Raw genomic sequence first — 26871 nt, forward strand, 5'->3', positions numbered from 1 at the left:
AGGATTTAGTTTAGCATCTAAATGAAGCCATAAGCCTTAGGCCAAATGGAACATTGCTAATTCAACAGAACGTAAACTATTACAAAATGGCAGTAGAAGTAAAAGAATTACTTGAAGCAGGTGTACACTTTGGACACCTTACACGTAAGTGGGATCCAAATATGGCACCTTACGTATATATGGAGCGTAATGGCATCCATATTATAAACCTTTACAAAACAGCGGCTAAAATTGACGAAGCCGGAGCAGCACTTGCTAAAATTGCAGCTTCAGGACGTAAGATTTTATTCGTTGCAACAAAAAAACAAGCAAAAGATATTGTTGCTGAGAAAGCTGGAGAAATTAACATGCCTTATATCACAGAAAGATGGCCAGGTGGTATGTTAACTAACTTTGTTACTATTAGAAAAGCCGTTAAAAAAATGGCTACTATTGATAGAATGAAGAAGGATGGTACTTTCATGACATTATCTAAAAAAGAACGTTTACAAGTTGATCGTTTAAGAGCTAAGTTAGAAAAGAACTTAGGATCTATAAGTGATATGACGCGTTTACCAGGTGCTTTATTTGTTGTAGATATTAAGCGTGAGCACATCGCGATTAAAGAAGCTCAAAAATTAAACATTCCAATTTTTGCAATGGTTGACACCAACTCTGATCCACGTCAAGTTGATTTTGTTATCCCTGCAAATGATGATGCTTCTAAATCGATAGATAAAATCTTAACGCATGTAACAACTGCAGTATCTGAAGGTTTAGCGGCTCGTAAAGCAGAAAAAGAAGCAACAGAATCAGCTAAAGAAGCACCTAAAAAAGAGGCAACTCCGAAAACTGCTCCAAAAGCACAAGCTGCACCAGCTACTGCTGAAGAAGAAGAATAACAACATTTAATACAACACAAATAAGTCGTTTAGTTCTTTTCCTTACCGAAAATATATTGAACGACTTTTTTAAATTATAATCATTATGAGTACTACAGTAAAAGTAACAGCTGCTGAAGTTAACAAACTAAGAAAAGCAACTGGCGCAGGGATGATGGACTGCAAAAAAGCCTTAGTTGAAGCTGAAGGCAACTTTGATAAAGCAATCGAAGTATTACGTAAAAAAGGACAAAAAGTAGCAGAAAAAAGAGCCGATAGAGATTCTTCTGAAGGTGCTGCTGTTTCTAAAATTAATGCAGACCAAACAGAAGGTGTTGCTATTGTTTTAGGATGTGAAACTGACTTTGTAGGTAAAAATGAAAACTTTTTAGCATTAGCTAATAAATTAGCTGATATTGCATTAACTACAGATTCAAAAGAAGCATTTTTAGCTGCTGATTTTGATGGTATGACTGTTGCTGATAAATTAGTTGAGCAAACTGGTGTTATTGGTGAAAAATTAGATATTACTTCTTTCGAAAAATTACAAGCTGCTTACGTTGGTACTTATGTACACATTAACAAAATAGCTGCTTTAGTAGGATTAACTGCTAAAGTTGATAACGCTGATGTATTAGTTAAAGATGTAGCGATGCAAGTTGCTTCAATGGGAGCAACATCATTATCTTATAAAGATTTTGATCCTGCATATGTAGCATCAGAAACTGAAGCTAGAATTGCGGTTATTGAAAAAGATAATATTGAGTTAGGTCGTTTAGGAAAAACTCTTAAAAACGTACCAAGCTATATCTCTATGGCACAATTAACTCCTGAAGTTTTAGCACAAGCTGAAGAAGCTGCTAAAGCAGAATTAGCTGCTGAAGGTAAACCAGAGAAAATCTGGGATAGAATTTTACCAGGTAAAATGGAGCGTTTCATTTCTGATAACACGACTTTAGATCAAGAACAATGTCTACTAGATCAAAAGTTTATCAAAGATGAAAAGAAAACTGTTGCAGAATACGTTTCTACTTTCGGTGAAGTTGAAATTGCAGGTTTCAAACGTGCTTCAGTAGGATAGATTATTTCTGTTGTAACAGAACACAATTATAATTAAAAAGCCATCGTTCAATACTTGAATGATGGCTTTTTTATGCCCTTAAATCAAATTCAGTGACACACATTAAATAATAAAGCCCCCCGTCTATCTCAATTTATTTTCATATTTCAGCATTATTCTTTCCAGCTTCACTAAAAATCATAATAACTTTTTTTACTTACTATTTGAAAGATGCTTTTACGAATTAAGAATATCATTATATTTGCACAACTTCAGTAAATATAAAATGAAATATAAAAGAATACTCCTCAAACTATCAGGCGAAGCCTTAATGGGGTCACGTCAATACGGTATAGACCCAGAACGCCTAGCAGAATATGCTCAAGACGTAAAAACCATTACAGATCAAGGTATAGAAGTCGCCATTGTTATAGGTGGTGGTAATATTTTTAGAGGTGTTGCTGGTGCAAGTAAAGGCATGGACCGTGTTCAAGGTGACCATATGGGTATGTTGGCTACGGTAATTAATGGCTTAGCCTTACAAGGCGCATTAGAGGATGCGCAAATTCCAACACGGCTGCAAACAGCTATTAAAATTAATGAAGTAGCAGAGCCTTTTATTAGAAGAAGGGCCATGCGTCATTTAGAAAAAGGACGCGTAGTCATATTTGGAGGTGGTACTGGAAATCCGTATTTTACAACCGATTCTGCAGCCGTTTTACGTGCTATTGAAATTGAAGCAGACGTCATTTTAAAAGGCACACGGGTAGATGGCATATATAATGCAGATCCTGAAAAAGATGCGAATGCTGTAAAATTTGATACCATTTCTTTTGACGATGTTTTAAGAAAAGGATTAAAAATAATGGATACAACGGCGTTCACATTAAGTCAAGAAAACAAGTTACCTATTATAGTTTTTGATATGAACAAAAAAGGTAATCTGCTTAAAGTAGTTTCTGGTGAAAACATTGGAACCACTGTGAACGTATAAGATTTGACATAGTTTTTGATTAGTCATTTAGCATTTGAAATACATATAAAACCATGAACGAAGAGATACAATTTATATTAGATAGCACTAAAGAAGCCATGGATAATGCTGTCGCACACCTAAAAAAACAGTTTTTAAATATTAGAGCAGGAAAAGCGAGTCCTGCCATGTTAGGAAGTGTTATGGTAGATTACTACGGTACCCAGACTCCATTGAGTCAAGTGGCGAATGTGAATACCCCAGACGGTAGAACCATAACCGTTCAGCCATGGGAGAAAAGCATGCTTCAAGAAATTGAGCGCGGCATAGCCTACGCTAATCTTGGTTTTAATCCCATGAATAATGGTGAGACTATCATTATAAATGTCCCACCTTTAACTGAAGAACGTCGTAGAGACTTAGCAAAACAAGCTAAATCTGAAACCGAAGACTCTAAGGTTAGTATTAGAACCGCACGTAAAGATGCTATGAATGATATTAAGAAAAATGATGACGTTTCTGAAGACTTAAAAAAGAATGCTGAAATTGACATCCAACAGCTCACTGATACTTTTGTTAAGAAAGTAGATGAGCTCTTAAGCCATAAGGAAAAAGAAATCATGACTGTATAATTAAAAAAGCGACTATCTAGTCGCTTTTTTTTATTTTATACTTTTGGTATTAGGGTAAAAATCTAAAAAGTTTTATTGAAATTCATGTCTTACCTGGAATCATACTCATATTTAATGCCTCAGCCTAAGGTATTACGGTCCTTTTTTCTACCTTTGCGCATCTTTAATTTGAGGCATGACTAAACTTTTTACCAAAGATTTTTGGGATATAACAGCAAGAATAATTTTAAGAAATAAAATTATAATACTTGTTGGAATCGTCCTTGTCACATTTCTTTTTAGTCAGAAATGGGATAATATGCGACTCTCAAGTAGTGAAGCCAATTTACTGCCTGATGACCACGAAGTAAATATTGTATACAACCACTTTTTAGAAACTTTTGGAGAAGAGGGTAATCTTATCATACTGGGAATAAAGGATAGTACTCTTTTTAATGTTAAAAATTTAAACGCTTGGAATAAGTTATCTTTAAAATTTAAGGCGTTTGATGCCGTTGAAACTGTAGTTTCAATTAAAGATCTTCAGAAACTTATTAAAGACTCTGAAAACGAAAGATTTAGATTAGAGCCTTTCATTAAAGACTCCATTCATTCTTTAGAACAAATAAGCAATCTACAAAATGAACTCTTTGAAAAATATCCGTTTTATGATAATTTCTTATTTAATAAGGAAACTAAAACCATAAGAACAGCTATATATTTAAAAAAGGATATTGTTAATACACCTATTAGAAAATTTTTTGTAAACGACTCCTTAATCCCTTTAATTGATCGTTTTGAAAAAGAAACGCATTTAGATGTTAGAGTTTCTGGGATGCCCTATATCAGAACCCTTAATGCTCAAAACATTGTTGATGAAATTGGACTTTTTGTTTTTGCCGCTTTACTTGTAACATCACTTATATTCTTTTTCTTTTTCAGATCTTTTAGAGCGACCTTCATATCATTAATTGTTGTTTGTATTGGGGTCATGTGGTCCTTGGGGATTATAGGTGCGTTTGATTATGAAATCAGCGTACTTACAGCTCTTATACCGCCGTTAATCATCGTTATTGGTATACCCAATTGCATATTTTTAATCAACAAATATCAGCATGAAGTTAAACTGCATGGTAATAAAGTAAAATCCTTACAACGTGTTATTGCTAAAGTTGGAAATGCCACTTTAATGACCAATGTTACCACAGCATCTGGTTTTGCAACCTTTATTTTAACTGAAAGTAAACTTTTAAAGGAATTTGGAGTTGTAGCATCCTTAAGTATATTATCTATTTTTGTATTGTGCCTCCTTATCATTCCTATCATCTATTCATTTTTACCATTTCCAAAAGATCGCCATTTAGAGCATCTTAATAAACGTTGGATTGGGGGCTTTGTAAATTGGATGGAACGTATGGTAAGACATAGGCGTATCACTATTTACATTACGGCGGTTATCCTTCTTGTGGTTAGTATTATAGGTATTTACCAAATAAAAATTTCAGGTAGTTTAATTGAAGATATGCCTCAGGAATCTGAGTTTGTTAATGATATTCGGTTTTTTGAAGATGAGTTTAATGGCATTATGCCCTTAGAGATCATGATTGATACCAAGAGAAAAAAAGGGGTTATGAAGCTATCTACTTTAAAACGTATGGATGAGCTTGAAAATTTAATTATTGAAACTCCTGAATTATCAAAACCAGTTTCCGTAGTTGGCCTAGTTAAATACTCTAAACAGGCTTATTACAATGGTAAAACCAAGTATTACCAATTGCCAACATCACAAGAAAATAGTTTTATTTTATCTTATGCAAAAAACTCGTCTTCTAATGTAGATTTGTTGAAAAGCTTTGTTGATAGCACAGGTCAATACGCCCGTATCACAACGTTCATGAAGGATATTGGCACAGATAAAATGGAGCGTATTGAAGAAAACTTACAAAATAAAATTGATAAGGTTTTTCCAAAGGAAAAATACAATGTAAACATGACTGGAAAAGCCCTAATTTTCCAGAAAGGCACAAAATATTTAGTTAAAAATTTAGCTATTTCGCTATCATTAGCCATTTTTCTTATAGCCTTATTTATGGCCTATCTCTTTAGGTCTTCTAGAATGATTATCATATCACTTATCCCTAACTTATTACCATTATTAATAACGGCAGGTTTAATGGGATATTTAGGCGTACCTATTAAACCTTCTACCATCTTAGTATTTAGTATCGCTTTTGGTATTTCGGTTGATGACACCATTCACTTTCTAGCAAAGTACAGGCAAGAACTTCAGGCCAACAAGTGGGCTATCAAGGTATCGGTTTATGGCGCCCTACGTGAAACAGGAGTGAGTATGTTTTATACATCTATTGTTTTATTTTTCGGTTTTTCTGTGTTCACTATTTCTAGTTTTGGAGGTACAGTGGCATTAGGCGCATTGGTTTCTGCAACACTTTTATTTGCTATGCTATCAAACCTATTACTCCTCCCCTCGCTATTACTGTCGCTAGAACGCAATATTGCGAATAAAGAAGTACTTAGAGAGCCATCTATAAATATAATTCCAGAGGAAGAGGACGATCAGAATATTGAAAAACTTTCTGACAATATGTAATTATAACAGATTTAAACCTAATACTGTTAATCCTGTAAAAATTCCATTTATTTTTTGATTTCTTATTATTAATTATAATAATTTATTCTATTATATTTACATTTCAAAAATAGTGTTTATGCTTTCAAGAACTGTTTCAGAATTATTATCTCAAGATATTGTTGTTCCAGAGTTAGAAATTAAGGGTTGGGTAAGAACTTTTCGAGCAAATAGGTTTATCGCCTTAAATGACGGATCAACTATCAATAACATTCAATGTGTTGTAGATTTTAACAATTTTGATGAATCTCTTTTAAAACGTATTACCACTGGCGCGGCAATTCAGGTTAAGGGCGTTTTGGTTGAAAGTCAGGGAAAAGGTCAAAAAGTTGAAATTCAAGTTAGTGAATTAGAGATTTTGGGTGATTCGGATGCAGAGCATTATCCTATTCAACCTAAAAAACATTCTTTTGAATTCCTAAGAGAAAATGCGCATTTGCGAACTAGAACAAATACGTTTAGTGCAGTCATGCGTTTGCGTTCTTCTTTATCTTTTGCTATTCATAAATATTTTAATGAACATGGTTTTCATTATATGCACTCCCCTATAATTACGGGTAGTGATGCTGAAGGCGCAGGAGAAATGTTTAAAGTTACTAGCCTGGATAGCGAAAACCCACCGCGTAATGAGGACGGGACCATTGATTATTCGCAAGATTTCTTTGGCAAAGAAACAAACCTAACCGTTTCCGGACAATTAGAAGCAGAAACTTATGCTATGTCGTTGGGTAAGGTCTACACCTTTGGGCCAACCTTTAGAGCTGAAAACTCAAATACCTCTAGGCATTTGGCAGAATTTTGGATGATTGAACCTGAAGTTGCTTTTATGAATTTAGCGGGGAATATGGATTTAGCAGAAGACTTTTTAAAGTCGGTTATAAAATATATTCTTAGCACTAACCGTGAAGATTTAGAGTTTTTAGACCAACGCTTACAGGATGAAGACAAAAGAAAACCTCAAGCCGAGCGCAGTACCATGACACTCATTGAAAAACTTAATTTTGTTACGGACAATAATTTCAAGCGTGTAAGTTATAGCGAAGCCATTGATATTCTCCGTAATTGTAAACCTAACAAAAAAAAGAAGTTTAAATATCTCATAAATGAATGGGGCACCGATTTGCAATCAGAGCATGAACGTTTTCTAGTAGAGAAACATTTTAAATGCCCTGTAATTTTGTTTGATTACCCGGCAAACATTAAAGCCTTTTATATGCGCCTAAATGATGATGGTAAAACCGTACGAGCTATGGATATTCTTTTTCCTGGAATTGGTGAAATTGTAGGCGGTGCACAACGTGAAGAGCGCTTAGATGTGTTAAAAGAACGTATGGCTGCAGCCAATATTCCGGAGGAGGAGCTATGGTGGTATTTAGATTTACGTAAGTATGGCACTGCGGTGCACTCTGGTTTTGGTTTAGGTTTTGAGAGGTTGGTTATGTTTGCTACCGGCATGAGCAATATTAGGGATGTTATTCCTTTTCCAAGAACCCCCCAAAACGCTGAGTTTTAAAATACTCAAATTTTAATCAGTTCTGTTTGTATCCGCATAATTTTTGTGCTATTTTAACCCAAAATTAAAAGGCACCTACTATTCATTCAGACTATCTTAAAATAAAAGAACTTCCGGAGCAGCCGCATCATTTTATATCCTATTTAAGAGTTGGTCGCTTGCTGTATTATTCACTGGTTTTGTTTATTCTAGAATCATGGTTTTATTGGGTCAAACTTAAGGTAGCCTATTTTGAATCTTCAACATGGATTATTGCCTTCTGGCTGGCTTGTTTTCTATTTTCTTTTGTCCATATTTTTTTGGTCATGATGGATGGATGGTCGCGCTACCAAAATTATAAAAGAGCAAAAGACCAATTTTACATGTATGGGTTTACAAAAAGAATCTCTAATTTATATATTGGTTCTAAATGCCAACGTAATGCTGCCTTAGTTGCAGCAAAGGAATTGGGTATTGAAGATCAGGTTGAGGCGTATTACACCTCTATGGGAATTAAATGGTACCATTACGTACCCTATTTTATGGTAAAAGATCCGCTCTTTCTCTTTAAAAGATATTTTTGGAAACGTACTTTCCATGAAAAACCGTACAGACCTAAGTTTGATTTCAGAAAACTTCAACTTCAACTCAGTATATGATTATATCCGGGGTTAACCTATCTAAATCTTATAAGACCGTAAAAGCGCTACAAGGTGTCAGCATTGATTGCTCAGCTGGCGAAATTCTTGGTATTGTGGGTGCAAATGGCTCAGGAAAATCGACCTTGTTTAAAATACTCTTGGGGGTCATGAAACCAGATACTGGGACAGTAACTATTAACTCAAACAGCGTTAAGCCCGTTGGTGGTATTATAGAAAAACCCGCCTTATATGAATACTTAAATGCCTATGAAAACCTAAGGGTTTTTGCCAGTATTCAAGGATTAAGTGCCGACAAGGCGTTTTTAACGAAGAGCCTTATCAATGTAGGCTTACCAATAAATCGTAAAGACCCCGTTAAAAACTTTTCAATGGGAATGAAGCAACGCTTGGGTATTGCCATTGCCCTGCTTAACAATCCAGACTGCTTAATTTTAGACGAACCCTTTTCAGGTTTGGACCCTATGGGAATAGCTTCCTTAAAAACACTCATTACAACGCTTGCTGAAAAAGAAAGACTTGCTGTTTTAATGTCTTCACATATTTTAGATGAGCTAAATAAAATTTGTCACAGACTAGCCGTAATAAAAAATGGAAAAGTCATAAAGACTGGAACTACTGCCGAAATTATTTATCAAAGCACTAAAAATTACGCCATTGCAGGGACTAACTTAGATGAATCTACTATTTTAAAATCATATAATGCATCCTTTAGAGATAACCTGGCCATAGTTAAAATTTCATCGGAAAATATTTCTGAATTAATTCAAAAATTGGGTGAAGAAAACATCAAAATCACTTCTTTTGCTCCTGAAATTAGTATGAATGAATTATTTGAAAATTAAATACTATGAGAAATTTAATTTTTTCGGAAGCTTATAAACTACTAAAACAAAGCAAAACCTACTATGCACTAGCTGCCATATTTGTTATTGAAATAATTATTTTATTTAGCGCTTACTCCCAAGGACAAAGTGTATTAGATCTTTTGTTAGACAATTTAAAAAATTCATTCCATTTCGAAGGGAATTTACTGAACGGAAACCTACTTAGTTATCTAATATTAAACACATTGTGGTTTCACCTTCCGCTTATACTAATTGTTATCATTTCAGGAACATTAACCTCAGAATATAAAGATAGAACCTTGTTAAGTGTCATGCTGCAACCTGTTTCTAAGTGGAAATTTATTTTAAGCAAGTATATTGTTGCCATTGTATTTACCTTATTGATCGTGTTTTTTTTGGCTTTAACCACTTTTATATTGTCATACAGTATTTTTGGGAAAGGCGACCTTATTGTATATCTGGACACACTCAACTTTTTTGAGTCCTCAGATGCCTTCTATCGTATTATGTGGGCCTTTACTGTTGGAGCAATTTCCATGGTATTCTTTTCGGTAGTTAGTTTAACCTTAGCCATAATTTTCGAAGAAGCCACAAAAACATGGATTCTTGGGGCCTTTTTCCTAATTGTTTCCAATTTACTTTTAAAGGTTAATTTTGATAATTACGTGTTGGATAATTGGCTCTATGTAAAACTCAATGATACCTGGCAGTACCTCTTTTACTATGCTATTCCATGGGATAAAATTTATTTAAACACGGTTATACTAATTATATATACTATTATTACCATGGTTTTTGGTATTATAATTTTCACTAAAAAAGATGTAAATTAATGATGCGTCAAATACTCTTTATTTACTTAACTAGTGTTTGCTTTTTGAACGGGCAAAACATTGATGAAAATGTATTACGTATTCAACAACGTATGGAGACCATACAAACATTTACAGCTAATGTTACCCTTGATGTGGACATCAGTTTTGTGAATATTCCTGAAAAAGAAGCGCGAATTGAATACATCAAAGACCAAGAAACGAAAGTATTCTCTGAAGATTTTATATTAATCCCTAAAAAGGGATTGGATGTTTCTATGCATCAGTTATTCAAAAATCCTTTTATCACCGTTGATCGCGGTGAGGAATTAAGAAATGGTTACACTTACAAAATGGTTAACATTATTCCTACCGATAAAAAAGCGGATTTTTCCATAGCAACAGCCTTAGTTGATACGATAAGACATAGGATTGTTGAATATGAGATAAACACAAAAAAAGACGGCACCTATATTGTAAAAATGAGCTATGATAAAGACACCGCTATACTGCCCGATAACCTAGAGGTGGAGTTTGAAATTGAACGTATCAGAATACCCTTAAAATATATGGGTAAAGATGCTCAAGTTGATAAAAGCACCTATAAATCAAATGCCCCTAAAACCGGTATAATTTATTTGAACTTTAATTATTCTAACATTACCTATCAAAAAAAAACAAATTAGGTATATTGAACAATGTATCTAATCATTAAAACTAACCTTCTTTATTAATGTAATTTATTTATTTTTGATATCAGGTAATTAATACAACATGCTTAAACAACATTTACACTTTAAATTATCGCAAAAACTGTCGCCGCAACAGATTCAGTTGATGAAATTAATACAGTTGCCAACACAAGCTTTTGAACAACGTTTGAAGCAAGAACTGGAGGAAAACCCAGCTTTAGAGGGCGGTAAAGAGGATACACAAAATGATTTAGACGCCGATCTTGACAACACCGCAGAAGACCTTAATGATAATGAAACTATAAATACAGAAGATATAAATGTTGATGAGTATTTAAGCGATGATGAAATTCCTGACTATAGAACTCAGGTAAACAATTATAGTCCAGATGACGAAGAAAAAAGCATGCCATATGCAGCAGGGACCTCATTTACTCAACATTTAATCAATCAATTAAATACCTATAGATTATCAGAAGAAGAGCATGATATAGCCGTATTTTTAGTGGGAAGTGTTGATGAAAGTGGCTATATACGAAGAGAACTTGTTGATATCACAGATGATTTAGCCTTCACACAAAACGTTTATACAACGGAAGAACAAGTTACAAAAGTTTTAAAAATTGTTCAGCAATTAGACCCCGCTGGTGTAGGTGCAAGAAACCTACAAGAATGTTTAAGCATTCAATTACATAGAAAACAAAAAACTCAGAATACGGAATTGGCAATTAACATCATTGATAACGCCTTTGATCAATTCACTAAAAAGCACTACAAAAAATTGCTTCAGAAATTCGACATTACCGAATCGCAATTAAAAAATGCTATAGGAGAAATAGAACATTTAAATCCAAAACCAGGGGGTTCTTACGCAGGAAATAACCGCATAGTAGAACATGTTGTTCCTGATTTTGCTATTAAAATAATTGATGGAGCATTAGAACTTACATTGAATGGAAGAAATGCACCTGCACTGCACGTATCTCGCGAATACAATAATATGCTTAAGGGCTATAAGGATTCAAAGGATAAGTCTAAATCACAAAAGGATGCCGTCATGTTTATTAAGCAAAAACTGGATGCTGCAAAGTGGTTTATAGAGGCCATTAAACAGCGACAGCAGACATTATTTGTAACCATGAGTGCGATAATGCATTATCAAAAAGAATATTTTTTGACGGGTGATGAACGCAACTTGAAACCCATGATTTTAAAAGATATTGCCGATGAAATCTCCATGGATGTATCAACCGTATCAAGAGTAGCAAACAGTAAATATGTGGACACGCCTTATGGTACAAAATTGATAAAAGATTTCTTTTCAGAATCCATGAAAAATGATCAAGGCGAAGATGTCTCCACAAAGGAAATTAAAAAAATTCTTGAAACTGTAATTGAAGAAGAAGATAAGAAAAAGCCTTTAACAGATGAAACACTAGCTTCAATTTTAAAAGAAAAAGGCTATCCTATTGCCAGAAGAACCGTTGCTAAATATAGAGAACAATTGGATGTCCCAGTGGCGCGTTTACGAAAAAAAATATAATGGATAGGATATTAAAGAGTATCTCATATATTTTTCATCCATTAATAATGCCACTATTAGGTGTCATTTTTTATTATTCAAAATCCCCACGATTTATTGCTCCTGAGGTTATTCAAGCGAAATTAGTATCCTTAATAATACTAACCATTCTGCTTCCTATTTTACTTTATTTTCTTTTAAAAACCTTAGGAAAGGTACGTTCCATGCACCTAAGTTCAACTAAAGAACGCATATACCCCCTTATTCTAAATTGTATTGTTATAATTATAGCCATTCAACGTATTGTTTCACCAGCTCAGGCCTTTGAATTATACTTTTTCTTTTTAGGCATTCTAGTTTCAAACATGTCGTGTTTAATGCTCGCTTTGTTAAAATTTAAAGCTAGTATTCATATGATTGGTGTAGCAGGTCTTTTCATGTTTTTTATAGCACTAAGTATACATTTTAGCATTAATATAAATGGAACGCTTGCCCTAATGGCCATTATTCTTGGTGCAGTAGCAACTTCAAGATTACATTTAAGAGCGCATTCGTTTAAAGAACTTATAGTTGGAATTTTTATTGGCATAATACCACAAATTATACTTACACCTTATTGGCTATAGGTACCCCCATTAAACTTCTATTGCAATATATAAATAGATACGACCCCGTCTTATTCTGCCTGTTTAACATCTTTATTAAACCCTTAAAAAGCGCAGCTAGTCCGCTGCAAAAAAGAACGCGTAAAATGCTTAAATTATAAGCTTTAACCGAATTATGACTATAATATAAAAAACACTAGGCCTACTTTAATATCATTCATTTTAATTGGGCTTCCATTTAACTGAGCCTTGTCAGACAAGAGTGGAGTTAATCCATAATACACATTAAAATTCCAAGTACCATAGCCTGCCCTTAAAGTTAACCCGTATTGAAAGTCATTAAAGTCACCATTATTATGTTGTTTTATATCACCTAGATCTCCTTTGTATCTAGATACATTAGACACTAAATAACCCACTTTAAAACCCGCATAAATACGCCAAAAGTCATAATCAACAGGTGTAGATGTACGCCATCTAAACTCAATAGGAACTTCTATGACGTGCGTATTAAACTTATTTCTAGAATACGTCTGGGAATCATCCAATAAAGTGTAGTTAAAGTTATTGTCCTCCCCTCTTGTCATCAATATATTTTGATTATAACCACTAGTAGAATAGCCTAATCCAATACCAAAAGCCAAATTTCTAGCTTTATTAATGGGCATATCTCTAATAAACCCAAAATCAAACCCAAAAGAGAATCCACTTTGGGTAACGCCAATAGGCTTATTAATAAGTATATTATAGGATATACCAGCGTAGAATTGATCTTCTCGATAAAGAGAATCTACTTCCTTAATTGTTTCCTCTTGCGCTGTACATAATGTGACACCAATTAAATAACAGAAAACAATAATCACATATTTCATCAAAAAGAATAGCTAAATTAAACAGGCATAAATAAGTCATATAAGCCTATCGAAATTTACAAAAAATAAAAAAGCGTTTTGAATAAACAAAACGCTTTTTTCATACTTTTTACTTAAGTAAAATTAATCTCTTCCAAATACACTACCTTTCTTCGTTGTATAATTGATTTTAAGGGCATTAACTTTACGTAGTTCTTGTTTTATATCTCCAATTAATCCCATATTAGCGTCACTATCTACTTTTAAAGCAGTAGTTAAAAAAGGAATTAATTCTTCTCTTTTAGAAGCTCGTTCTGCAGCAATAAAAGCAGCTACATCTCTAACTCCAGCAAAATCATCGTTAAGTTGAATTCTTGCTTCGTTACCAAACTGCTTGTAATTTGCACTTGGCTTCCCAGCATAAATGTACATTACCAAATCTTTCTTGTCTAATTTTTCAACTTGATCAGCAAATGGTAAATTATTATCTATCTTTAAGGTATTTTGCCTCATTACTGTTGCAACCATAAAAAAGAATAATAACATAAAAACAATATCCGGTAAGGATGCCGTATTTACAGCTGGCATTTCGCCTCCTTTTTTCTTTTTAAATTTAGACATATTATTAAATGTTAATTATTGTACTTCCGAAAGCTTTTGAGGGTAATCAAGTTTTATTTGATCAATCTTCTCTTTTAACTTTTCCTTATTTCCTGGCCAATTGACATCTTTATAATTCGCCTCCATCTCCGTAAAAGAACCTTCTCCGATTGCTGCTGCTCTTTTGTCCCTTAATACATTGTATGCCGCAACTAATTCATTTTGAACGGCGATATAGGTCTTGTAAGACGTTTCACGCTCATTCTTCAATGAAATAATAGCTTTATCAGGATTATCAGAAGACTTAGGATCTCTACTACCTTGACAGTAGTTACATGAACCATCTCCACCGTTATCTAAAAATTCGATAGCGGCTGCTCTAAGGTCTTTTAACTCCATTATTTCATCTTCAACAAGCAACTGATCTTTACCGTTTAATAAAACGGTAAAAATATTTTTTTGCTTGATAATAACATCCTCATCTGATTCTTCAATAGGAGGTAACTTACGGTTAATTCCCGAATCCGTTTCAATAGTAGTTGTTACTAAGAAGAATATTAATAATAAGAAAGCAATGTCGGCCATGGAGCCTGCATTTACTTCTGGTGCTGCTCTTTTTGCCATAATTTATTTATTAAATATATTTCTTACCCCACCTAACAACATAGAGCCAATGGCCACTATAGCTAAAGTATAAAATGCATAAAGTCCGGCTCCTACAATTTTAGAAGTTCCTTCGTCTATATCCATACCTTTACTTGTAAAAGGTGTTAAGTCTAAATCTGTACCAGATGATATACCATAAGATACAAATAAAACTGCCGCAAATGCTCCTACTGTTAAAAGGGTCTTTTTAAGATCTCCAGCAAACAAACCCTTTATAACAAATATTACAACCAATGCTAATACTATACCTAGCACTGCATAAGTAACATAAAGCATATTACCGCTCATACTAAGTGCAGTATCGTCATCACCGGCCATAATGGTCAGTGCAAAAATCGCACCAAGAATAGCAAGCGCAAACGCTACTATTTTTAAAATTTTATGTAAACCCATAATTTTATAGTTTTAGATTATTACTTCTTATTTCTAATTAATAGATCCATTAACGTGATAGAAGCATCTTCCATGTTGTTAACAATACTATCAATTTTAGCAATAATATAATTGTAAAAAATCTGAAGAATAATCGCCACTACTAAACCAAATACAGTTGTTAAAAGTGCTACTTTAATACCACCGGCAACAAGTGAAGGTTGCATATCTCCTGCAGCTTCAATTTTATCAAAGGCTTGAATCATACCAATTACCGTACCCATGAACCCAAGCATTGGCGCAAGTGCGATAAATAATGAGATCCATGAAACATTTTTCTCTAATTGTCCCATTTGTACACCACCATAAGCAACTACCGCTTTTTCTGCAGCGTCCAGTCCCTCGTCAGTTCTGTCTAAACCTTGATAGTAAATAGATGCAATAGGTCCTTTTGTATTTCTACAAACCTCTTTTGCAGCTTCAACACCTCCTGAAGACAAGGCATCTTCTACGGCTTGCGTTAATTTCTTAGTATTTGTTGTAGATAAGTTTAAAAAGATAATTCTCTCTATAGCAATTGCTAAACCTAGAATTAAACATAAAAGCACAATCCCCATGAATCCGGCGCCTCCTTCAATAAACCTCTTTTTTAATTCTTGATGAAATCCAAGTTCTTCAGCTGGTGCTTCATCTTGGGTCATAGTTGCTACAGTAGTTACAGCTGTAGTCGTGTTTGCAATTGTAGTTGCATTAGCAGTTCCAAATACCATCATTCCTGTAATGGCAAGGATAGAAAATAATCTTTTCATGTTCTAGATCTTAATTATATTAGTTAAAGTGTTAAAGATAAAAAAAAAAAGCAATTAAACGACAAAAAAATAGCAGAGAGAAAGGGATTCGAACCCTCGATACCCTTTTGAGGTATACACACTTTCCAGGCGTGCGCCTTCGACCACTCGGCCACCTCTCTGTTTATCTAAAAGACATTTATTACAGGGGTTCAAATAACAAAAAAAACTTTGAACACTAAAATTTTGACAGTTAATTTTAGCACATTTCTTGTCATAAAAGCATTTCATGTATGGTTTTGAATACTTTACAACCAAATTAAATTTTAATCAAAACCTGGTTACCGTTTCAGTAAGTATATAATTTCATTTTCCTGCCGCTATTCTTAACATAAATGAGAATAATACTAATACCATATTTATAACAGAAATTTTTCGTTTTTTTATTTAAGAAACGCGTCTCTAACTCGTGGCTGAACTAAATTAAATTACTAATAACCCGATTCGGATTAATAATTATGAGCTATCGCATTGATTTTTTTTTAACTTTAGTAAAAATATTACAAAGCACCATTGAATTCATCTATCCCCAACACGTAACTTTTCAAATTAAAAGTAGAAAGAGAGCATCATAAAACCAAGAATACAATGACAAATAGACGTTTTGAAAGCCTTATATTAAATCGCTACTTTAGTATTTTGATGATTCTTTTAAGTATTTCTCTACATGCACAAATTGCATACGACCATGTCTCAAACAAAAGCGTTTCAATAGGATCTTATGGTCGTGTTGGAGCCGATTGGTCCTTTGAAAACGGCAGAACAATTGGAAGAAGGTTAAACCTAAATAATATGGGAAGTATAGGTGGACGTATGGAAGAGCAAGATTATTTGGAAGTAGCGCCTTCCTTTCGCTTCAGACCCAAAGAAGGAGATTCCACCGAAATTAATGCTCAAGTGCGCCTTTCCCTATATTCAAACAGCTTAACGGGTTTTGCCAATACCTCCACGACCAATCTCGGAGGACTTACTCTGGCCATTCCAGAAATGTTCGTTCAAGCAAGAAATATTGGCGGTAAAGATTTAAATATTTGGGTAGGCGCAAGATTATATCGTGGTCCCGATTTACATATAGCAGATCATTTTTACTTTAATGATCATTCTGGGCAAGGATTTGGCGTAGAATATAAAAAAACCCGATTTGCGCAAATTTTTGTGACCTCTACGGACACCACAGCCACCGTACCGCCTTACTTCTATCTCAATATAAAAACGGGAACCCCCAGTACTGCATTAAGGCAACGTATGGTTTATGTATTAGAGCACGATATTGATGTAAACAAAGAGAATAGAATCACTTTGTTAGCCGAATATCACAATATGCCCGATGGTGATTTTGATGTTGAAATTGATAGTATTGAGCAGACCGTAAACTTCCCTTCAGATCGGGGTTATGTTTTAGGAGCGCGCATAAATACAAAGTTTAAAAAAATGAGAAAGGGCTCTTTTAACGATTTCTCAATTCGCTATGGTACTGGCATTGCCAATGGCGGCGACGGAGGACTTTCTAAAACCTGGCTAACCTATGGTGCGCCAGACCTAGAAACACTCAGCTTTAAAAAAGCATACTCCTTAGCAATAGTAAATCACGCCGTTTTTAATCTGTCTGAAAATAACACCCTAAACCCCTATATTGTTTTTACCCAAAGTCGGGGCGCCGCCGACTCAAAACACATGGCCGAAACGTATTTTGGTAAGGAGGTTTTTAATCGAAAACAGGATTTTACAATAGGAGCACGGGATGAAATATATTTTTCAGACTTTTTTCATTTAGCCACTGAATTGCATTATTCTCAGCGCAAGGATGGGACAAATCCAATAGCGAGCATGCTCAAATTTAGTGTCATCCCCATATACGTTCCAACCGGAAAAAAAGATATATGGGCGCGACCACATATAAGATTTGTAGCTAGTGTTGCCAAGTATAATGATTTTGCGAAAGAGACACTTTACTCACCTTACCTTGAATTTACAGGACCAAAATCATGGGGTACTTATTTTGGAGTTAAAGCAGAATGGTGGATTTGGAATTAGACCTTGTCCACTTTAATGGTCTGAAAGTTCACCTCGCAAATCCATTTCATAGGCAGATTTAAACATGGTTGGAGAAACACCTGCTCCCAATAAAAACATTAATTTGGCAATAGCCGCTTCCATGGTCATATCATGTCCCGAAATTACACCCAGATTTTTAAGAGCACTACTCGTTTCATAACGCCCCATCATAACACGTCCTGCCAAACATTGCGTGATATTTATTACGTGAATTCTGCGAGCAATATGTTCTTGAAGAATATTCAAAAACCATTTTTCAGTTGTACAATTCCCAGAACCATAAGTTTCAATAATTACAGCTTTTAATTTAGGAGCGGCGAAAATGCTTTTTAAAAGCGTTTCAGAAATACCTGGAAATAACCTTATAACAGCTATATTTTCATTAAGAGACTTATGAACTTTAAGCTTATGCTTTAGGTTAGGTTTGTATAAATAATCGTTATTAATTTTTAAATGCACACCAGATTCGGCCAATTCCGGATAATTGTAAGAGGCGAACGCTTGAAAATGTTCAGCATTAAGCTTCGTTGTTCTATTGGCCCTGTATAGTTTATATTCAAAATACAAACAAACCTCTTTTACTACTGCCATACCATTCTCTTGCAACGACGCCATTTGTATTGAAGTTATTAAGTTTTCTTTGGCATCTGTTCTTAAATCGCCAATAGGCAATTGTGACCCTGTAAAGACTACCGGTTTTTCTAAGTTTTCTAACATAAAACTTAACGCGGAAGCTGTATAACTCATGGTATCACTTCCGTGTAACACAACAAAACCGTCAAACGCTTCATAATGATCTTCAATTAGTTCAGCTATCTGCACCCAATACAAAGGATTCATATTACTAGAATCTATAGGTTTTTCAAAAGACACAGTATCAATATTACAATCTAAAAGATGTAATTCCGGTATTTTTTCCAAAAGTGTCTTAAAATCAAAAGCTTTTAAAACGCCCGTTCTAAAATCTTTAATCATACCAATTGTTCCACCAGTATAAATCAACAAAATATTTGCTTTGGCTGTACTCATAGCTTACACGTTAAAAACTTCTTTTGAGTTTTGAGTTGTTATTTTGGCTATAGTCTCAATAGATTCTCCATATACCGTAGCTAGCTTATCCAACACTTGCAGAATATAAAAGCTCTCATTTCTTTTACCTCTGTATGGGACTGGCGATAAATAAGGTGCATCTGTCTCTAAAACAATATGCTTTAGTTCTATTTGACTTAAAAATTGATCAATTTTTCCATTTTTGAATGTTACAACCCCTCCAATACCAAGCTTCATATTATATGAAATTGCTTTATGCGCTTGCGCTATGTTGCCAGTAAAACAATGAAAAATACCAAATAAATCATTATCTCTTTCTAATTCTAAGACTTCAAATATCTCATCAAATGCTTCTCTACAATGAATAACAATTGGCAATTTGTGTTGTTTTGCCAGTTTAATTTGATGGCGAAAGGCCTTTTTTTGATTTTCAAGAGTTGATTTATCCCAATATAAGTCAATTCCAATTTCACCTACAGCATAAAACTTATGACTATTAAGCATGTCTTCAACATGACTTAATTCTTCTAAATAGTTTTCTTTTACATGTGTTGGATGTAAACCCATCATCAAGAACATATTATTTGGATAAGCTTCTTCCAATTTTAACATGGACTTCGTATAGGTAGAATCAATGGCCGGAATAAAGAATCTTGAGACCCCTTCATCCATCGCTCTTTTTATCATTTCATCTCTATCTTCATCAAAAGCCTCACTGTATAAATGTGTATGTGTGTCTGTAACTATCAATTCAATGCTGTTTAAATGTAACCCTATTCTATTTGGTAAAAATAATTGTTTTTACATGATTATATTTGCTCAAAATCAATTAGATGGAAAACCTTCAAGAATTTCTGCTCCAAAAGGGATATACAAAGGTCAAACTGCACCTTACAAAAACGAATCATTTCGAAATAAAAGCAACAATCAATGGAGAAAAAGGGTTGTTTATTTTAGATACAGGAGCATCAAGTTCTTGCGTTGGCTTTGAGGGTATTGACACTTTTAATTTAAAAGCTGAGGCGTCACTCATTAAAGCTGCTGGTGCGGGCGCTACAGATATGGACACTAAAATGGCAAAAAAAAATAAGGTAAAAATTGGAAAATGGTCCAACAATAAAGTCGCTTTGGTCTTATTTGATTTAACTCATGTAAATACGGCCTTAATTAACCATAATTCCAAACCAGTTGATGGCATTATAGGTGCAGATATATTAAAAAAGTCAAAAGCTATCATTGATTACGAAAAGAAATATCTATATTTAAAGATATAAAAAAGAAAAGTTGTGATATTAAATGAATACATCTATTGTAATTGCAGATGACCATCCGATTATCTTACACGGGTTATCTGATTTTCTATCCTCCAAAGGATACAACATCGTAGGAACGGCTGGTGACGGCAATTCAGCCTATAACTTAATTGTAAAACTTAAACCGGAAATAGCTATTCTAGATATAAGAATGCCTCATCAAACAGGTCTAGAAATTGCAGAAGCTTGTAAAAAAAATGATTTGCCTACTAAAATCATCCTAATAACTTTTGATAAAGAAGAAGAATTATATGACGAAGCTCTAGCGTATAACGTTTATGGCTATATTTTAAAAGAATTTGCGGTCGAAGAAATTGAGACATGTATTGAACACGTTATGAACGGCAAGCCCTATTTTAGTAAAGAAATTGCTTCTCATCTCAACTCTAGTACTATAAAACATAAACCAGAAGTTCTCAATACCCTTACTAAATCTGAACTGAGAATCATAAAACTTATCTGTAATAAAAAAACAAGTCAAGAAATTGCTGATGAGCTATCTATATCTATTAGGACAGTAGACAAACACCGCAGTAATATAGTAAAGAAACTAGAATTAGATAATAAACCGGCCTCACTATCTATTTGGGCCAACACAAATAAAGCCTATTTTTAAAAATATACGTAGTAGTGCGTATTGTTTATATTAATGTAACGCCTTACCTTTACAGTGCTATTAATTAGTTCTTAGGGAGAATTATAGAAGGCTCTAAATCACTTAGATTTGGAGCTTTCTGCATTTTTACAGTTACCCTAAAGAAATACGTACTAGTGCGTATTTTTTAAACCATAAATGAATTTTACCTTTACAGTGCTATTAATTCTTTTGAGAGAGAATTACTTTTTTACTCTGCACTGTAATGGTGCAGAGTATTTTAAGCTTTAACAATATAAAACATAGTATGTTAGAAAACCTAGAAATGAACAAACGTAATAGCTTTTTTGATAAGTGTTGTTTTGTGGGTCTTAGTATTATAGTAGTTGCTGTAATATTCGTAAATATTTTATTGCTATTTATATAATTAATTGTTTAGTCACTCTTAATCACAAAAAAGGTGTTGTATCAAGAAATACAACACCTTTTTCGTTAATATATTAGCTTTTAACTATAGCTCTAAAGCCTTTTTCACATCACCATTCATTAAGATCTCCACAGGGTTTTCCAAAGCTTCTTTTACAGCTACTAGAAACCCTACGCTTTCTTTTCCATCAATAATTCTATGATCATAAGAAAGTGCTACATACATAATGGGTCTTATTTCAACATTTCCATTTATGGCAACAGGACGTTCAACAATATTATGCATTCCTAAAATACCACTTTGTGGTGGGTTGATTATAGGCGTTGACAACATACTTCCAAAAACACCTCCATTGGTTATGGTAAATGTCCCTCCAGTCATTTCATCAACAGTGATCTGTCCATCTCTCGCCCGAAGTGCCAATCGTTTCACTTCAGATTCAACACCTCTGAAACTTAAATTTTCAGCATTTCTTATTACCGGTACCATAAGCCCTTTTGGACCTGAAACAGCAATACTTATATCACAAAAATCATAAGAAAGCATTTCTTTACCATCTATCATAGAATTCACAGCAGGGTACATTTCTAAAGCTCTAACTACTGCCAAAGTAAAGAAACTCATAAACCCTAAACCAACACCATGCTTTGCTTTAAAGGTTTCTTTGTACTCAGAACGCAATGCAAAAATAGGAGACATATCAACCTCATTAAATGTGGTTAACATAGCCGTTGTATTTTTAGCTTCTACCAAACGTTCAGCCACTTTTCTACGTAGCATAGACATTTTACTTCTAGAAGCACCTCTACTACCACCTGTTGGAGTACCCATAGAAGGCACAGCATTAACTGCATCTTCTTTAGTTACACGTCCATCTTTTCCTGTTCCAGAAATTGAGCTAGCCTCAATGCCTTTTTCGGCTAAAATCTTTTTTGCCGCTGGACTAGCACTACCCGTTGCGTACGTTTTAACGTCTTGCTTAGTTGGTTTTGCCTCTTCTGCTTTTGGAGCTTCCACTTTTTGCGTTTCGGCTGAAGCATCTGCACCTTCTGGTTTTGCAGCACTAGTATCTATATGACACACTACGGCTCCTACAGCAACAGCATCTCCTTCTTCTGCTTTAAGCGTAATTGTTCCACTCGCTTCCGCTGGTAGTTCAAGAGTAGCCTTATCACTATCAACCTCAGCAATAGCTTGGTCTTTTTCAACATAATCTCCATCTTCAACTAACCATGTTGCTATTTCTACTTCGGTAATAGATTCTCCCGGAGAAGGGACTTTCATTTCTAAAATCATTCTTTATAATTTTAATGGTATCTAATTTCTGTTTTATTGTTCTGTATCAAAAACGGCATTTATTACGCGTCGTTGTCTTCTTTTATCTCTTGTACTTGAACCAGGTGCAGGTACTGAATTATAAGGTCTAGCACACACTTCCAATTTGACCAAATTCATGCGCTGTAGCATGTAACTCCATGCACCCATATTTTGGGGTTCTTCCTGAGCCCAAACATACTTTTCAACATTAGGATATTTCTTAATGACTTCTTCCAACTTAGCTTCATGTAGCGGAAATAGTTGCTCAATTCTAACTAAAGCAACATCATCTCTTTCTAATGCTTCTCGTTCTGCCAATAATTCATAGTAAAACTTACCAGTACAAAATACCAACTTCTTAACCTTGCTAGGAGTAATTGTATCATCTATAACTTCTTGAAAAGTACCTGAAGCTAATTCATTTAAGGAAGATACTGCCTTTGGATGGCGTAATAAACTTTTTGGTGTTAGTACTATTAGCGGCTTTCTAAAATTACGCTTCATTTGACGGCGTAATAAGTGATAAAAGTTTGCTGGCGTTGTACAATCAGCAACTATCATATTGTCATTACCACACAATTGTAAATAACGCTCCATTCTTGCCGATGAATGCTCAGAGCCTTGTCCTTCATAACCGTGAGGCAATAGCACTACTATTCCATTTTGAGACTTCCATTTATCTTCTGCAGCCGATAAATACTGGTCGAAAATAATTTGAGCGCCATTACTAAAATCTCCAAATTGCGCTTCCCAGATGGTTAAAGTATTTGGATTTGCCATAGCGTAACCATAGTCAAATCCTAACACACCATATTCTGATAAAAAGGAATTATAAATATCCATTTTACCCTTATTCTCTGGATTGGTATTTAATAAATTAATACGCTCTTCTGAAATTTCATCACGCAAGATAGCATGCCTATGACTAAAGGTACCGCGCTCCACATCTTGTCCAGAAATACGAACATTGTATCCCTCTTCCATTAAACTACCATAAGCCAGAGTTTCAGCCATTCCCCAATCTAAAGTATCCGTTTCAAAAACCATTTTAGCTCTTCCTTGAAGTATTCTTTCTGCCTTACGCAAAAACTTAACACCTTCAGGTACGGTTGATACTAATTTTGAAATATTTTCAAGCTTTTCTTTAGCATAAGCGGTATCTTCTTTTTCAAGCATGGCATCAAGCCCTTTACGCTCAAACCCTTGCCATCGTTCTAACATGAACTCTCTTACCTTAGAAGATTCTGCTTCTTTAGAGATAGCATACTCTCTCTCAAGTGTGTTTTTAAACTCGGCAACTCTTTGCTCTGCAAATCCCGCATCAATAGTGTTCTCAGCAATTAACTTGTCAGCATATATCTTAAACGGATTTTTATGCTTAGCAATGTTCTTATACAATTTTGGTTGTGTAAACCTTGGCTCATCACCTTCATTATGACCATATTTTCTATAGCCACATAAATCAATATACACATCCTTTTTATATCGCATTCTATACTCTAAGGCCAATTCAACTGAATGTACCACGGCCTCTGCATCATCAGCATTAACATGCAATACTGGAGACAAAGTTACTTTAGCCACATCAGTACAATACGTACTTGACCTGGCATCTAAATAGTTTGTGGTAAAGCCTATTTGGTTATTGACCACTATATGTATACTTCCACCAGTTTTATAACCATTTAAAAGACTCATTTGTGCCACTTCATAAACCACCCCTTGACCGGCAACAGCCGCATCACCATGCACTATAATAGGAATGATTTTAGAATCATCTCCATCATAATCATTATCAATCTTAGCGCGCGTAATCCCTTCAGCAACTGGAGCAACAGTTTCTAAGTGCGAAGGATTAGGCACTAAATTCATTTTTATATTCTTACCGTTTTGATACGTTTTATCAAGCGTTAAACCTAGGTGGTATTTAACATCACCATCAATACTTTCATCTTCAAAGTCTTTACCATCAAACTCACTAAAAAGTTCGTTCATTGGTTTTCTGAAAATATTTACTAAGGTACTAAGACGACCACGATGCGCCATACCTAAGACACACTCCTTTACACCATATTTTTCTACGGCATAAAAAAGCACATTACTAATTGCAGGTATTAAAGATTCACCACCTTCAAGAGAAAAACGTTTTTGACCCACATATTTAGTCTGCAAAAAGTTCTCAAACGTTACCGCTTGATTCAGTTTTGAAAGTATATACTTTTTAGTTTCAGGAGAAAAATTGGGCTGATTATCGTTTTCATTCAATTTTGATTGCCACCAAGAAATCACCTCAGGATTTCTTAAGTACATATACTCCACACCTATAGAACTACAATAAATACGCTCAAGATGATTTATTATTTCTCGTAAAGATTTAGCACCTATTCCAAGAACTTCACCCGCGTTAAAAACAGTATCTAAATCGTTTTCGGAAAGTCCGAAATTGCTTATTTCTAAAGTTGGAGAATAGGTACGACGTTCTCTAACTGGGTTTGTTTTAGTAAATAAATGCCCACGCATTCTATAGCCATCAATAAGCCTAACAACATTAAACTCCTTTTGGACATGTTCTGGCATTTGAGCCGATACCCCTTCAACAATTTCACCATCCATTCCATAATTCTCACTGCCAAAATCATAACCTTGAAAGAAGGCTCTCCAACTTGGCTCTACTGTATCTGGATTCTGTAAATATTGGTCGTATAAATCGGCAAAATATGCTGTGTGTGCTGTATTTAAAAATGAAAATTTATCCATTGCTCGTATTAATCCCTTGTAGGTTTTTCAAAATATTTGCCAAAAATACAACTTTTACTAAAATTAGATGTTTCTTTGACTATATTTATAGAGTGTAATCCACTTTTAACACATATGTTCAAAAAGTTGTTAATTTTTTAATGATATCTCATTATGTATAATTTATTTTACCCTATTAATAAAAAAATTGGATTAATTCTCATTATCCTTACGTTTTCGACACAATATAGTTCAGGGCAAGAAACGAAAGTCAAAAGTGATTTTTGGAACCATGTCAGGTTTGGTGGAAATATAGGACTTAGCTTTGGTAACGAATTTTTTAGTGGAACACTTGCACCCAGTGCTATTTATCAATTCGATAGCCAATTTGCTCTTGGTGTTGGTCTAAACGCCACGCTTAATAGCCAGAAAAACGTATACAAATCCACTATTTTTGGCGCTAGCTTAATTGGGCTGTACAATGTCATTCCTCAATTGCAAATTTCGGCAGAATTTGAACAGCTTAACGTTGACCGAAATTATGATGATCGATTGAATTTAAGAAATGAGAATTATTGGTTACCTGCACTATATTTAGGTGCTGGATATAGAAGTGGCAATGTTACTTTTGGTATTAGATATGATGTTTTATTTGACGAAAACAGAAGTATTTATACAAACTCATGGGCGCCTTTCTTTAGGGTTTATTTCTAATATTACAATGGTAAAAAAGCCTCTCCTTTTTTTACAGCTAAGGCCAAATCAGAAATACTCTTTTCTCTTAGTAAGTTCAAAATATTTTGTCTTGAAGGCCCCAAAAGATTATGTAATGGACAGGGTTTATCAGCATGACATTCCTCTAAACTAAGCAAACAATTTGTTAATTTCTTCTCACCATCAATAACATCGAGAATCCGAATTACTTTTTGGTTGTTATTCTGTTTACTCATGTAAAATCCACCACCAGGACCTCTTGTTGAAGACACAATATCTTCCTTTACTAATTCCTGAAGTAATTTAGCCAAATAGGCCTTAGGTACGTTTATAGGCTTTGTTATGTCTTTTACCATGACCTTATTCGAGTCACTGGAATGTAAACTTAAAAACAAAACGGCCTTGATAGCGTACTTAGAAGAGTTTGAAAACAAAAGAATGAATTAAATTAATTGTAAATATAACAAATTATCAACCTTTCTTTTAATGACTTATATCATATAAAATGGGGGCTTAATTAAATAGCTTAGCCTAGTCAATTTT

At 34.3% G+C, this 26871-nt stretch carries 26 protein-coding genes and 1 tRNA gene; 16 read left to right on the forward strand and 11 right to left on the reverse strand.

Going from position 1 to position 26871, the window contains the following annotated elements:
• Nucleotides 1-86: 86 nt before the first annotated feature.
• The 12 genes from rpsB (at nucleotide 87) to IE051_RS04960 (ending at nucleotide 12805) form a co-directional block, all read left to right on the forward strand.
• Nucleotides 87-881, forward strand: coding sequence for a 30S ribosomal protein S2 (gene rpsB / locus IE051_RS04905; RefSeq protein WP_189359659.1), 795 nt, complete (start codon nucleotides 87-89; stop codon nucleotides 879-881).
• Between the two features lie 85 nt (nucleotides 882-966).
• A complete protein-coding gene (gene tsf, locus IE051_RS04910) occupies nucleotides 967-1941 on the forward strand; it encodes a translation elongation factor Ts (RefSeq protein ID WP_189359660.1) in 975 nt (324 codons plus the stop codon).
• 265 nt (nucleotides 1942-2206) lie between these two features.
• The gene (gene pyrH / locus IE051_RS04915; RefSeq protein ID WP_189359661.1) at nucleotides 2207-2914 is read left to right on the forward strand and encodes a UMP kinase; all 708 of its coding nucleotides are present in this window, start codon (nucleotides 2207-2209) and stop codon (nucleotides 2912-2914) included.
• A gap of 53 nt (nucleotides 2915-2967) precedes the next feature.
• Complete coding sequence (gene frr, locus IE051_RS04920; RefSeq protein ID WP_189359662.1) at nucleotides 2968-3525, forward strand: ribosome recycling factor; 558 nt, start codon at nucleotides 2968-2970, stop codon at nucleotides 3523-3525.
• Nucleotides 3526-3700: 175 nt separating this feature from the next.
• Nucleotides 3701-6115 (forward strand): efflux RND transporter permease subunit, encoded by a 2415-nt coding sequence (locus tag IE051_RS04925; RefSeq protein WP_189359663.1) that lies wholly within the window; start codon nucleotides 3701-3703, stop codon nucleotides 6113-6115.
• A 118-nt stretch (nucleotides 6116-6233) separates the two neighbouring features.
• A complete protein-coding gene (asnS, locus tag IE051_RS04930) occupies nucleotides 6234-7667 on the forward strand; it encodes an asparagine--tRNA ligase (RefSeq protein WP_189359664.1) in 1434 nt (477 codons plus the stop codon).
• A gap of 158 nt (nucleotides 7668-7825) precedes the next feature.
• Nucleotides 7826-8305 (forward strand): hypothetical protein, encoded by a 480-nt coding sequence (locus IE051_RS04935; RefSeq protein ID WP_229796733.1) that lies wholly within the window; start codon nucleotides 7826-7828, stop codon nucleotides 8303-8305.
• Nucleotides 8302-9150, forward strand: a complete 849-nt coding sequence (locus tag IE051_RS04940; protein ID WP_189359665.1) for an ABC transporter ATP-binding protein — start codon at nucleotides 8302-8304, stop codon at nucleotides 9148-9150. The genes IE051_RS04935 and IE051_RS04940 overlap by 4 nt, the downstream gene beginning before the upstream one ends.
• Nucleotides 9151-9155: 5 nt before the next feature.
• Nucleotides 9156-9986, forward strand: a complete 831-nt coding sequence (locus tag IE051_RS04945; protein ID WP_189359666.1) for a DUF2705 family protein — start codon at nucleotides 9156-9158, stop codon at nucleotides 9984-9986.
• Entirely contained in the window at nucleotides 9986-10651 is a 666-nt protein-coding gene (locus IE051_RS04950) for a hypothetical protein (protein ID WP_189359667.1), read from the forward strand. The genes IE051_RS04945 and IE051_RS04950 overlap by 1 nt, the downstream gene beginning before the upstream one ends.
• 88 nt (nucleotides 10652-10739) lie before the next feature.
• Complete coding sequence (gene rpoN / locus IE051_RS04955; RefSeq protein ID WP_189359668.1) at nucleotides 10740-12200, forward strand: RNA polymerase factor sigma-54; 1461 nt, start codon at nucleotides 10740-10742, stop codon at nucleotides 12198-12200.
• The gene (locus tag IE051_RS04960; RefSeq protein WP_189359669.1) at nucleotides 12200-12805 is read left to right on the forward strand and encodes a hypothetical protein; all 606 of its coding nucleotides are present in this window, start codon (nucleotides 12200-12202) and stop codon (nucleotides 12803-12805) included. Before rpoN ends, IE051_RS04960 begins: the two co-directional genes overlap by 1 nt.
• A 158-nt stretch (nucleotides 12806-12963) precedes the next feature.
• Here the strand turns inward: IE051_RS04960 and IE051_RS04965 are convergent, their stop codons facing one another.
• The 6 genes from IE051_RS04965 to IE051_RS04990 form a co-directional block, all read right to left on the reverse strand.
• On the reverse strand, nucleotides 12964-13656 hold the full coding sequence (locus IE051_RS04965) for a porin family protein (RefSeq protein WP_189359670.1): 693 nt from the start codon (nucleotides 13654-13656) through the stop codon (nucleotides 12964-12966).
• A 123-nt stretch (nucleotides 13657-13779) separates the two neighbouring features.
• Nucleotides 13780-14256 (reverse strand): ExbD/TolR family protein, encoded by a 477-nt coding sequence (locus tag IE051_RS04970; RefSeq protein WP_189359671.1) that lies wholly within the window; start codon nucleotides 14254-14256, stop codon nucleotides 13780-13782.
• Nucleotides 14257-14271: 15 nt separating this feature from the next.
• The gene (locus tag IE051_RS04975; RefSeq protein WP_189359672.1) at nucleotides 14272-14859 is read right to left on the reverse strand and encodes an ExbD/TolR family protein; all 588 of its coding nucleotides are present in this window, start codon (nucleotides 14857-14859) and stop codon (nucleotides 14272-14274) included.
• A 3-nt stretch (nucleotides 14860-14862) separates the two neighbouring features.
• Entirely contained in the window at nucleotides 14863-15294 is a 432-nt protein-coding gene (locus tag IE051_RS04980) for a hypothetical protein (protein WP_189359673.1), read from the reverse strand.
• A 20-nt stretch (nucleotides 15295-15314) separates the two neighbouring features.
• Nucleotides 15315-16082, reverse strand: coding sequence for a MotA/TolQ/ExbB proton channel family protein (locus IE051_RS04985; protein WP_189359674.1), 768 nt, complete (start codon nucleotides 16080-16082; stop codon nucleotides 15315-15317).
• Between the two features lie 73 nt (nucleotides 16083-16155).
• A tRNA-Ser gene (locus IE051_RS04990) sits at nucleotides 16156-16243 on the reverse strand.
• Between the two features lie 466 nt (nucleotides 16244-16709).
• Between IE051_RS04990 and IE051_RS04995 the strand changes: the two genes are divergently transcribed.
• On the forward strand, nucleotides 16710-18155 hold the full coding sequence (locus IE051_RS04995) for a carbohydrate porin (RefSeq protein WP_189359675.1): 1446 nt from the start codon (nucleotides 16710-16712) through the stop codon (nucleotides 18153-18155).
• A gap of 12 nt (nucleotides 18156-18167) precedes the next feature.
• Here the strand turns inward: IE051_RS04995 and IE051_RS05000 are convergent, their stop codons facing one another.
• Both IE051_RS05000 and IE051_RS05005 read right to left on the reverse strand, forming a co-directional pair.
• Entirely contained in the window at nucleotides 18168-19205 is a 1038-nt protein-coding gene (locus IE051_RS05000) for an asparaginase (protein WP_189359676.1), read from the reverse strand.
• Between the two features lie 3 nt (nucleotides 19206-19208).
• Nucleotides 19209-19976: a TatD family hydrolase gene (locus IE051_RS05005; RefSeq protein WP_189359677.1), complete on the reverse strand. Its 768-nt coding sequence runs from the start codon at nucleotides 19974-19976 to the stop codon at nucleotides 19209-19211.
• Between the two features lie 83 nt (nucleotides 19977-20059).
• Between IE051_RS05005 and IE051_RS05010 the strand changes: the two genes are divergently transcribed.
• Together IE051_RS05010 and IE051_RS05015 are read left to right on the forward strand one after the other, a co-directional pair.
• Entirely contained in the window at nucleotides 20060-20500 is a 441-nt protein-coding gene (locus IE051_RS05010) for a retropepsin-like aspartic protease (protein WP_189359678.1), read from the forward strand.
• Nucleotides 20501-20522: 22 nt separating this feature from the next.
• Nucleotides 20523-21155, forward strand: a complete 633-nt coding sequence (locus tag IE051_RS05015) for a response regulator (RefSeq protein ID WP_189359679.1) — start codon at nucleotides 20523-20525, stop codon at nucleotides 21153-21155.
• A 490-nt stretch (nucleotides 21156-21645) separates the two neighbouring features.
• On the opposite strand, the gene odhB is transcribed toward IE051_RS05015, so the two are convergent.
• Nucleotides 21646-22857 (reverse strand): 2-oxoglutarate dehydrogenase complex dihydrolipoyllysine-residue succinyltransferase, encoded by a 1212-nt coding sequence (gene odhB, locus IE051_RS05020; protein WP_189359680.1) that lies wholly within the window; start codon nucleotides 22855-22857, stop codon nucleotides 21646-21648.
• Nucleotides 22858-22890: 33 nt separating this feature from the next.
• Entirely contained in the window at nucleotides 22891-25635 is a 2745-nt protein-coding gene (locus tag IE051_RS05025) for a 2-oxoglutarate dehydrogenase E1 component (RefSeq protein WP_189359681.1), read from the reverse strand.
• Between the two features lie 153 nt (nucleotides 25636-25788).
• On the opposite strand from IE051_RS05025, the gene IE051_RS05030 reads away from it, so the two are divergent.
• Nucleotides 25789-26328: an alpha-ketoglutarate decarboxylase gene (locus IE051_RS05030; protein WP_189359682.1), complete on the forward strand. Its 540-nt coding sequence runs from the start codon at nucleotides 25789-25791 to the stop codon at nucleotides 26326-26328.
• A 2-nt stretch (nucleotides 26329-26330) separates the two neighbouring features.
• Here IE051_RS05030 and IE051_RS05035 read toward each other — a convergent pair whose 3' ends face one another.
• Nucleotides 26331-26762, reverse strand: a complete 432-nt coding sequence (locus IE051_RS05035; protein WP_189359683.1) for an RrF2 family transcriptional regulator — start codon at nucleotides 26760-26762, stop codon at nucleotides 26331-26333.
• Nucleotides 26763-26871 lie beyond the last annotated feature (109 nt).

Source organism: Algibacter mikhailovii, assembly GCF_014651495.1.
GTDB lineage: Bacteria > Bacteroidota > Bacteroidia > Flavobacteriales > Flavobacteriaceae > Algibacter_E > Algibacter_E mikhailovii.